At 38.3% G+C, this 10,259-nt stretch carries 9 protein-coding genes and 1 rRNA gene; all 10 read left to right on the forward strand.

Features of this window, described 5'->3' with window-relative positions; genetic code table 11:
* Positions 1-55: 55 nt before the first annotated feature.
* Positions 56-2,119, forward strand: coding sequence for an ATP-dependent zinc metalloprotease FtsH (gene ftsH / locus GGQ92_RS13805; RefSeq protein WP_184250161.1), 2,064 nt, complete (start codon positions 56-58; stop codon positions 2,117-2,119).
* 330 nt (positions 2,120-2,449) lie between these two features.
* On the forward strand, positions 2,450-3,217 hold the full coding sequence (locus GGQ92_RS13810) for a type III pantothenate kinase (RefSeq protein ID WP_184250164.1): 768 nt from the start codon (positions 2,450-2,452) through the stop codon (positions 3,215-3,217).
* Between the two features lie 29 nt (positions 3,218-3,246).
* Positions 3,247-4,116, forward strand: a complete 870-nt coding sequence (hslO, locus tag GGQ92_RS13815; RefSeq protein ID WP_184250167.1) for an Hsp33 family molecular chaperone HslO — start codon at positions 3,247-3,249, stop codon at positions 4,114-4,116.
* A gap of 12 nt (positions 4,117-4,128) precedes the next feature.
* Complete coding sequence (locus GGQ92_RS16615; protein WP_184250170.1) at positions 4,129-5,040, forward strand: peptidyl-prolyl cis-trans isomerase; 912 nt, start codon at positions 4,129-4,131, stop codon at positions 5,038-5,040.
* Positions 5,041-5,136: 96 nt separating this feature from the next.
* Positions 5,137-6,060, forward strand: a complete 924-nt coding sequence (gene cysK / locus GGQ92_RS13825; protein WP_184250173.1) for a cysteine synthase A — start codon at positions 5,137-5,139, stop codon at positions 6,058-6,060.
* A 166-nt stretch (positions 6,061-6,226) separates the two neighbouring features.
* Entirely contained in the window at positions 6,227-7,063 is an 837-nt protein-coding gene (folP, locus tag GGQ92_RS13830) for a dihydropteroate synthase (protein ID WP_184250176.1), read from the forward strand.
* Positions 7,056-7,424 carry a dihydroneopterin aldolase gene (gene folB, locus GGQ92_RS13835; RefSeq protein WP_184250179.1) on the forward strand — a complete coding sequence of 123 codons (369 nt, stop codon included), beginning with the start codon at positions 7,056-7,058 and terminating at the stop codon, positions 7,422-7,424. The genes folP and folB overlap by 8 nt, the downstream gene beginning before the upstream one ends.
* On the forward strand, positions 7,417-7,917 hold the full coding sequence (gene folK / locus GGQ92_RS13840) for a 2-amino-4-hydroxy-6-hydroxymethyldihydropteridine diphosphokinase (protein WP_184250187.1): 501 nt from the start codon (positions 7,417-7,419) through the stop codon (positions 7,915-7,917). Before folB ends, folK begins: the two co-directional genes overlap by 8 nt.
* Before the next feature lie 259 nt (positions 7,918-8,176).
* Positions 8,177-9,658, forward strand: coding sequence for a lysine--tRNA ligase (gene lysS, locus GGQ92_RS13845; protein WP_184250182.1), 1,482 nt, complete (start codon positions 8,177-8,179; stop codon positions 9,656-9,658).
* A 407-nt stretch (positions 9,659-10,065) separates the two neighbouring features.
* A 16S ribosomal RNA gene (locus tag GGQ92_RS13850) occupies positions 10,066-10,259 on the forward strand; the annotation flags it as partial.

A 10,259-nucleotide genomic window follows, 5' to 3' on the forward strand; every position in this document is an offset into this window, starting at 1 on the left:
CTTCCAATATGTTACTATTTACTATAGTTTTTTCGTTATCGGGAGGAGGTAGTCAATGAATCGGATAATACGCAACGTGGTCCTCTATTTGTTCATATTTATTGTGTTAATTGGGATCATATCCGTTTTTAGTAACCAAAACAATCAAGCGGAAGAGTATAAAGTAAGTGACTTTGTACACGCATTGGACAATAAACAAATTGAATCAATGGAGATGCGACCATCAAATGGTGTAATGCGTATTGTTGGTGAACTGAAGGAAGAGGATAAAACATTTATCACACATATTCCTAACAGTCCAGCAATTGTAGAAGATGTAACGAATAAAGGTATGGAACAAGATATTCTAACTACACTAGAAGAAGAGCGACCAAATGGATGGGTTACGTTCTTAACGACGATGATTCCATTTGTTATAATATTTATTTTGTTTTTCTTTTTACTCAACCAAGCTCAGGGTGGCGGAAGCCGTGTTATGAACTTCGGTAAAAGTAAAGCGAAAATGTACAGTGAAGATAAGAAAAAGGTTCGTTTTAGAGATGTAGCCGGTGCAGATGAAGAGAAACAGGAATTAGTAGAGGTTGTTGACTTCTTAAAAGACCCTCGTAAGTTTGCAGCAATCGGTGCTACCATACCAAAAGGTGTTCTATTAGTAGGACCTCCTGGTACAGGTAAGACATTGCTTGCTCGTGCAGTAGCAGGTGAAGCAGGTGTACCTTTCTTCAGTATCAGTGGTTCTGACTTTGTGGAAATGTTTGTCGGTGTAGGTGCTTCTCGTGTCCGTGATTTATTCGAGAATGCAAAGAAAAATGCACCTTGTATCATCTTTATCGATGAGATTGATGCAGTAGGACGTCAGCGTGGAGCTGGTGTTGGTGGTGGACATGATGAGCGTGAGCAAACATTAAACCAGTTACTTGTAGAAATGGATGGATTCGGTGAAAATGAAGGAATCATTATTATCGCTGCGACAAACCGTCCTGACATCTTAGATCCAGCCCTATTAAGACCAGGTCGATTTGACCGTCAAATTACAGTAGATAGACCAGACCTTAGAGGTCGTGAGGATGTATTAAAAGTACATGCTCGAAACAAACCATTAGCAAACGATGTGTCTTTAAAAACAATTGCAATGCGTACACCAGGATTCTCAGGAGCAGATTTAGAAAACCTTCTTAACGAAGCGGCGTTAGTAGCTGCTCGTGCAGATAAGAAGCAAATTGAGATGATTGATGTAGATGAGGCAATAGACCGTGTTATTGCTGGACCAGCTAAGAAGAGTCGTGTTATCTCCGAGAAAGAACGTAATATTGTGGCTTACCATGAAAGTGGTCATACAGTAATCGGTATGGTACTGGATGACGCGGATATGGTACATAAGGTAACAATTGTTCCTCGTGGCCAAGCGGGTGGATATGCTGTAATGCTTCCTCGTGAAGATCGTTATTTTATGACAAAGCCAGAATTATTTGATAAGATTACAGGCTTGCTCGGTGGTCGAGTAGCAGAAGAAATTATCTTTGGAGAAGTAAGTACAGGAGCTCATAACGATTTCCAACGAGCAACTGGTATTGCGAGAAAGATGATTATGGAATACGGTATGAGTGATAAAATCGGACCACTCCAATTTGGTAGTAGTGGTGGTCAAGTGTTCCTTGGTAGAGATATGCAATCAGAGCAAAACTATAGTGATGCGATTGCTTATGAAATTGACCAGGAAATGCAAAATTTCATTGAGTATTGTTATAAACGAGCGAAAGATATCTTAAATGAAAATAGAGATAAGTTAGAATTAATTGCTAAAACCTTATTAGAGATTGAGACGCTAGATGCGAAACAAATTAAGTCTCTTTTCGAAAAAGGTAGACTTCCTACTCCTGAAGAATTAGAGGAAGAAGCACGTTTGGAAAAGGAAAAGGCTGAGAAAGAAAGACAAGAAGCTAAAGCACGTGCAGAAGCTGAAAGTGCTAAAGTGGAACGAGAGAATGATGAAGTTCGTGTCAATATTCAGTCAAAACAGGAAGATGTACAGACGAATGCGCCGGATTCTTCCGAAGAGCCAAATCCTAGTGAGGCAGAGAAAGAGCCAGAGAACGAAGAAGAAAAGAAAAACGATTAATCTATTTTTATAGTAGATCGCAAATAGGAAACGACTCAGAATGCTTTTAAAGGCATTTTGGGTCGTTTTTTTCTGCTCAGTCGCGAATTGTGCCCTGGATTTAGCCTTGTTTTGACTTATTATAGATAATCAATCTATCAAGGTCCATCCTCTTTCTAGTTTCGAACTTTTTGCTCCGGGAACAGACAGATAGATAATCAAACCACATCTAAAAGAAAAGAGGATAAATTTTTATAGTGCTGGGAAGATAAATTAAATGACTTAATGCTTGAATAGCCGTATCTTTAAACTATACAATATGAACAAAGATTCCATAATCGGAGGAAAATTATGATTTTTGTATTAGATGTGGGAAATACGAATACCGTTTTAGGTGTGTTTGATCAAGGTGAGTTAAAATACGAATGGCGAATGAAAACAGACAAGTATAAAACAGAAGATGAATTTGGTATGTTTATTAAATCATTATTAGAACATGAGGGTCTATCTCTTGGAGATATTAAAGATATAATAATCTCTTCCGTTGTACCACCTATTTTATTCGCTCTAGAGCGAATGAGTAAGAAATACTTTCGCTGTAATCCAATGATAATTGGTGCTGACAACGTGAAGGATTTTCTAAAACTAACATATCCGAATCCAAACGAATTAGGTGCTGATCGAATTGTGAACGCAGTCGGAGCAATCGAAGAATATGGTGCTCCATTGGTTATCGTTGATTTTGGTACAGCTACAACCTACTGTTATATTAATGAAGAAGAAGCATATGTAGGTGGATTGATTACTCCAGGAGTTAATATATCGTTAGATGCTCTATATCGAAATGCAGCAAAGTTGCCAAAGATAGAACTGAAAAGGACAGAAAATATTATTGGTCAATCTACAGTAGAAGCTATGCAGTCAGGGGTATATTATGGATATGTCGGTCAAGTGGAGGAAATTGTTAGACGAATGAAGGCAAATGTTAATGGAAACCCAACGGTTATCGCCACAGGAGGTCTAGCAAATTTGATAGCGAAGGATGCGAAGAGTATTGATAAGGTTGATCCTTATCTGACGCTGAAAGGTCTATATTATATTTATAAAAAAAATAAGTAGATGCAAGAAGGAAAGGAAGATTATGGTCTATGACAGATTATTTGTTAAAAGCAACCGCCTTTAATGGAGAAGTACGAGCATATGCGATTCGCTCAACAGAAACCGTAGAAGAAGCTAGGAGAAGACAAGATACATGGGCGACAGCTTCTGCTGCATTAGGAAGAACGATTACCATTTCTACTATGCTTGGAGCTATGCTTAAGGGAGAAGACAAATTAACCGTAAAAATTGAAGCAAATGGTCCAATGGGTGCGATTGTTGCAGATGCTAATGCAAAAGGTGAAGTACGAGGTTATTGTACGAACCCTCACGTTGATTTTGAATCGAATGCACAAGGAAAGCTGGATGTAAGAAGAGCAGTTGGAACGGAAGGAACGTTGAGTATTGTAAAAGATCTTGGATTAAAGACGCATTTTACAGGGCAAGTTCCCATTGTGTCTGGCGAAATTAGCGAGGATTTTACGTATTATTTAGCTAATTCTGAACAAGTTCCTTCTGCAGTTGGCGCAGGGGTTCTAGTGGATACAGATTATACGATACTGGCTGCGGGCGGCTTCATTGTTCAATTGCTTCCGGGTGCAAGTGAATTTACGATATCGAAAATTGAAAAGAGCATCGAAAATATGCCTCCTATATCTAAACTTATCCAAGAAGGGAAATCACCCGAAGAAGTGTTGGAGGTTGTATTAGGCAATGACTTAACGATTCACGAAAAAATGCCAGTTACGTTCCATTGCCCTTGTTCAAGAGAAAGGATTTCAAATGCGATTATTAGTTTAGGTAACGATGAAATTGATTCAATGATTAAAGAAGATAAAGGCGCAGAAGCAACATGTAACTTCTGTAACGAAATTTACCGTTTTAATGTGGAGGAATTGGAAGCTCTGAAGACAAACTAGGGGGAAGACAGGGTGAGGATACCGAGAGTCGTACTTTGGATTATCATATTAATCTTATTAATTTTGCTCATTTTTCAGATAGCAACCAACAGAGAAGGAACAGAGCATCAGATTATCATCGAGGATAAAGAAATAGACCAGTCTGTAAAACATGTCGCTAAAATCGGGAATCATGACATTCACTATGACGATTGGCAACAACAATTATTTGATGAATATGGAAAGAAAGTATTAACAGATATGGTGAACAAAGAGGTTGTATTACAATTAGCAGAGGAAAAGAATTTAGAAGTACCTGAGAAGTTTATGGAGAGAGAACTAGCGCGCATGTATATGATGCATGGGGTACTATCAAAGGAGAAAGAAGAACAATTGCGTGAGAAATGGCAGGAGCAAATTGAGTATCGATTCTTCCTGCAAGAATTGTTGATAGAAGACTCTGCCGTGGAGGACTCGAAATTAGAAGAGTATTTTGATACGTATAAAAATCAATATCAATTCTCTGAAATGCTACAGTTTTCCCATATTACGGTGGCTACGCAAGAAGAAGCAAATCGAGTTAAAGAGTTACTAGATGATGGGGAAAAATTCGGAAGTCTTGCAAATCAATACAGCATAGACGAAGATACCAATGAAAACGATGGCTACTTAGGTTATTATTCGGATACAACTAATTTTTTACCTGCAATTTATTTTGATATAGCAGAAGAGTTGGATGAAGGAGAATATAGCGATCCGTATTTGCTAAATGGAGGATATGTGATTGTTAAATTGCATAGAATATTACCAGCTATAGAATTTACGTATGAAGAGGCTTACCGGGAAGTACGTCAAGATGTAATCTTGGATGAGTATCCTTCTGATTTGAATGCAAAAGATCTATGGAATGAATCAGATGTCGAAATGATTTATGAAAAGGAGTAACCGTTCAGTTCGCATTGTTGACAGATAACCACGATTTGCGTAAGCTAAAACCATACAATACCCATTATGATAGTGGGAATTAGAGGAGGATATAGGATGAAAGTAGCAAATAACATGGCAGAGTTAATTGGTAACACACCGATTGTGAAGTTAAACCGTACGGCAGACCCAGAAGGTGCAGAAATTTACCTTAAACTAGAGTTTATGAACCCTGGAAGCTCAGTTAAAGACCGTATTGCTTTAGCAATGGTAGAGGCTGCGGAAAAAGAAGGTAAACTAAAAGAAGGCGAGACAATTATTGAGCCAACAAGTGGTAATACAGGAATTGGACTTGCTTTAGTAGCTGCAATTAAAGGATACAGAGCTATTTTAGTAATGCCTGACACAATGAGTGTGGAACGACGTAATCTTCTTCGTGCATATGGTGCTGAATTAGTTCTTACGCCAGGTGCCGAAGGAATGAAAGGGGCTATTGCTAAAGCAGGGGAACTTGCGGAGCAAAATGGTTACTTTATGCCTCAACAATTTAAAAATGAAGCGAACCCAGAAGTACACGCTAGAACAACAGGTAAGGAAATCGTAGAACAAATGGGTGACCAGCTAGATGCATTCGTATCTGGAATTGGAACTGGTGGTACAATCACCGGTGCAGGTAAAGTATTAAAGGAAAACTATCCTAATATAAAACTTTATGCGGTAGAGCCAAAAGATTCAGCAATCTTATCTGGCGAAAAGCCTGGTCCACATAAAATTCAAGGAATTGGTGCAGGTTTTGTACCGGATGTACTAGATACAGACGTGTATGATGGAGTGATCACTGTTGAAAATGAGCAGGCATTTGAAACAGCTCGTGAAGCAGCTAAAAAAGACGGTGTATTAGGCGGTATATCCTCTGGTGCAGCTATTTATGCAGCTCAACAAGTTGCAAAAGAACTTGGAAAAGGTAAAAAGGTCTTGGTGGTTATCCCAAGTAACGGAGAGCGTTATCTATCCACACCACTTTTTCAATTTGAAGATTAAATAGCGAAAAGGTCTCTTTCATGAAGAGGCCTTTTTATTTATGGTGGCAAATGAGGGTGAGACGACACGTACGGACTCGTTCTTTCTTATTTTAACTATAAGAATACTTATGCTATAATATTTTGTTATATATGTAGGTAATATACAAAGGAAGAAGGTATATGTCATGTACCCGATGTTAAAGACGAATAAAAAGACATATAAATATGCAGATAAAACGTTAATAATGGGTATCCTTAATGTAACACCTGATTCTTTCTCGGATGGAGGCAACTATAACGAAGTAGGCCGAGCTATTGAACATGCCAAACAACTCGTTCAACAGGGAGCAGACATCATTGATATTGGTGGTGAATCAACAAGACCAGGTCATACTCCTGTATCCGAAGAAGAGGAAATCAATCGTGTGGTACCAATAGTAAAGGCAGTTTCTGAGCAAATAGATGTACCTATATCTGTTGATACATATAAGGCGAACGTCGCGGAATTATCGTTGCAAAACGGCGCTTCTATTATTAATGATATTTGGGGAGCTAAAAAAGAACCGGCTATTGCTAAGGTCGCAGCACAATATAGTGCTCCAATCATATTGACGCACAATCGAGAAACACCTGTATATTCGTCATTAATGGATGACGTCATCAAAGACTTGTCAGAGAGTATCCAAATTGCCTTGGATAGTGGAGTATTACCTGAAAATATTATTATCGATCCGGGTATTGGTTTTGCAAAGACATATGAAGAGAATGTACAAGTAATGAGAGAAATGGAACGATTAAGAGAGTTGGATTATCCAGTGTTATTAGGTACATCTCGTAAATCTATCATCGCGAACACACTCCAATTGCCTGTTGACCAACGAGATGTAGGGACGGTTGCAACAGTATGCTACGGAATGACAAAAGGAACCGAAATTATTCGAGTACATAATGTAGAAATGCATACACAGGCAGTAAAGATGATGGACAAGTTGTTAGGAAAAGGATTGAGTACAAGTGGATAAAATCACACTACAAACGATGGAGTTTTACGGTTATCATGGTTTATTCCCCGAAGAAAAGAAACTAGGGCAAAGATTTTTAGTGGACGTAGACTTACATACTTCCTTAAAAAAAGCGGGCGAAACGGATCAAATGGAATATTCAATTGACTATGGACATGCTTTTCAACTTGTTAAGAATGTTGTAGAAGGCCCATCCAAGAATTTGATTGAGGCAGTTGCACATCAAATAGCGATGGAGCTATTTCAAAATTTTTCTTTACTGACAGCATGTAGGGTAAAGGTCATTAAACCAGATCCACCTATTCCGGGGAATTATCAATCTGTTGCTGTGGAGATATACCGTGAGAGAAGCAATGAATAAAGCGTATATTGCATTAGGATCCAATATAGAGCCACGTCACTTCTATTTGAAAGAAGCGGTTCGACAATTAGCGGCAGATACAGTGAGACTAGTTCGTGAATCATCCATTTATGAAACAGATCCAGTAGGTTATACAGATCAATCGCAATTTTTAAATATGGTAGTAGAGGTCGATACGGAACTAAATCCATCTCAATTACTAGAGGTTTGTCAAAGCATTGAAAGATCCTTGGGAAGAGAACGGGAAATAAGATGGGGGCCACGCACTGTTGATTTGGACATACTATTATATAATGATGAAATAGTGGAGACGAAACAACTGACCGTCCCTCATCCAAGAATGCATGAACGTGGCTTCGTGCTCGTACCACTAGCTGAAATTGCAGAATCGTTTGTCCATCCGATTGCTTGTAAGACTATCAAAGAGTTACTTTCTCTTATTCCTACTGCTGAGAAAAAAGGTATTCAGAAAGTTACTGATTTTAATAGCTAGGAGATAGATAGTGAACATTGACAGTCCGGTTTACGTTTTCTATACTATGAATGAATAAAGGCAGCTGCCAGTAATGTTGCTGGCGGTTTTTTGAGGGATAAGGAAATATAAAATTTAAAAGTGAAAATTTGTCTAGCTCCGGCGCCTGCACCCTCAAGGTCTTGAGTAACGCTATTCTTTGGCAAAAGAGGAATAAGGCGCCTACGCTTTTCTTAACTTATCATGTTCGTTATCAAGTAAAAATACTAGAGGTGAAAAAATGAGCGAAGAATTGAATGAGCAAGTACGTGTGCGGATAGACAAAATGGAGTCACATCGTCAAAAAGGCTTGGACCCATTTGGAGATAAATTTCCTCGCACTCACTTAGCCAATGAACTTATTAATCAATATGGTGAATTATCAAAAGAGGAATTAGAGGAAAAAGAAATAGAGACAGTTGTAGCTGGTCGTATTATGACAAAGAGAGGGAAAGGAAAAGCAGGATTCTCTCATATACAGGACGTAAGTGGACAGATACAATTATATGTAAGAAAAGATGAAGTTGGCGAAGAAGCGTATGAAGTTTTTAAAACTGCCGATTTAGGAGATATAGTAGGTGTAAAAGGAATAGTCTTTAAAACAAACGTAGGGGAATTATCCGTTAAAGCGGATGAGTTTATCCTATTAACTAAATCTCTACGTCCTTTACCAGAGAAATACCATGGTCTTCAAGATATAGAGCAACGTTATCGTCAAAGATACTTAGACTTAATCACTAATCAAGAGAGTAAAGAAACATTTATAATGAGAAGTAAAATCATTCAATCGATGCGTAGTTATCTAAATGAGCGTGGATTCCTAGAAGTAGAAACACCGATGATGCACTCTATTCCAGGTGGTGCAGCGGCACGTCCGTTTGTTACACATCATAACGCATTAGATATTGAATTATATATGAGAATTGCTATTGAGTTACATTTAAAGAGATTAATTGTAGGTGGATTAGAAAAAGTTTACGAAATCGGACGTGTGTTTCGTAATGAAGGTGTTTCGACCCGACATAATCCAGAGTTTACAATGATTGAGCTTTATGAAGCATATGCTGATTATCATGATATTATGGAATTGGTAGAAAATATGGTTGCGCATATTGCTGAAGACGTGAATGGATCTACTACTATTAAGTACGGTGAAGAAGAAATAAATTTAGCACCTAAGTGGAAGAGACTACACATGGCGGATGCTATTAAAGAATATACAGGTGTTGATTTTTGGGCGGACCTCACAGATGAAGAGGCCAAAGCACTAGCCAAAGAGCACGGAATTGAAATAAATGATACTATGTCATTTGGGCATATTATGAATGAATTCTTTGAGCAAAGAGTGGAAGAAAAACTCATTCAGCCAACATTTGTATACGGACACCCAGTAGAAATTTCACCTTTAGCTAAGAAGAATAAAGATGATGAGCGTTTTACGGATCGATTTGAATTGTTTATTGTAGGACGTGAGCATGCCAATGCGTTCTCTGAACTAAATGATCCTATTGATCAACGTCAGCGTTTCGAAGCGCAAGTAAAGGAACGTGAGCAAGGGAACGATGAAGCCCATGAAATGGATGAAGATTTCCTAGAAGCATTAGAATATGGAATGCCACCTACAGGAGGTCTTGGAATTGGAATAGATCGTCTAGTGATGCTATTAACCAATTCACCATCGATAAGAGATGTATTGCTTTTCCCTCAAATGAGAAACAAATAAGGAAGTAATAGAGGCTATCTCTTGAGCAAATATGTTCAAGAGATGGCGTTTCTATTCTATCAAATTAGGGTATAGTAATAGATAGTGTGAGCATTTCAGTAGATAGGTAAAAATAGGATATAAATTATTTCTTAATTCTTGTTGACGCAAGATAAAGAATCATGATATATTATTAAACGTCGCTTCAAGACAACAACATTTTTCAAAACGAAACAATTTGAAAATTAATGTTGACAGAGAAGTTGATAGTATGATAATATAATAAAGCTGTCTTAAAAAAAGGCAAAACAACTTGATCATTGAAAACTGAATCAAACAACGAGTAAGAAATATAAGCAATATGCTAGCTTTTAAGCGAGCAAGGTCAGATGTCGAAACATCGGCATCCGCACATTATGTGCAAATCTTTTATTGAGAGTTTGATCTTGGCTCAGGACGAACGCTGGCGGCGTGCCTAATACATGCAAGTCGAGCGCGGGAAGCAAATCGATTCCTTCGGGATGAGATTTGTGGAACGAGCGGCGGACGGGTGAGTAACACGTGGGCAACCTACCTGTAAGACTGGGATAACTCCGGGAAACCGGGGCTAATACCGGATAGA

The sequence above is a fragment of the Gracilibacillus halotolerans genome (assembly GCF_014206945.1).
In the GTDB taxonomy this organism is placed as follows: Bacteria; Bacillota; Bacilli; order Bacillales; family Amphibacillaceae; genus Gracilibacillus; species Gracilibacillus halotolerans.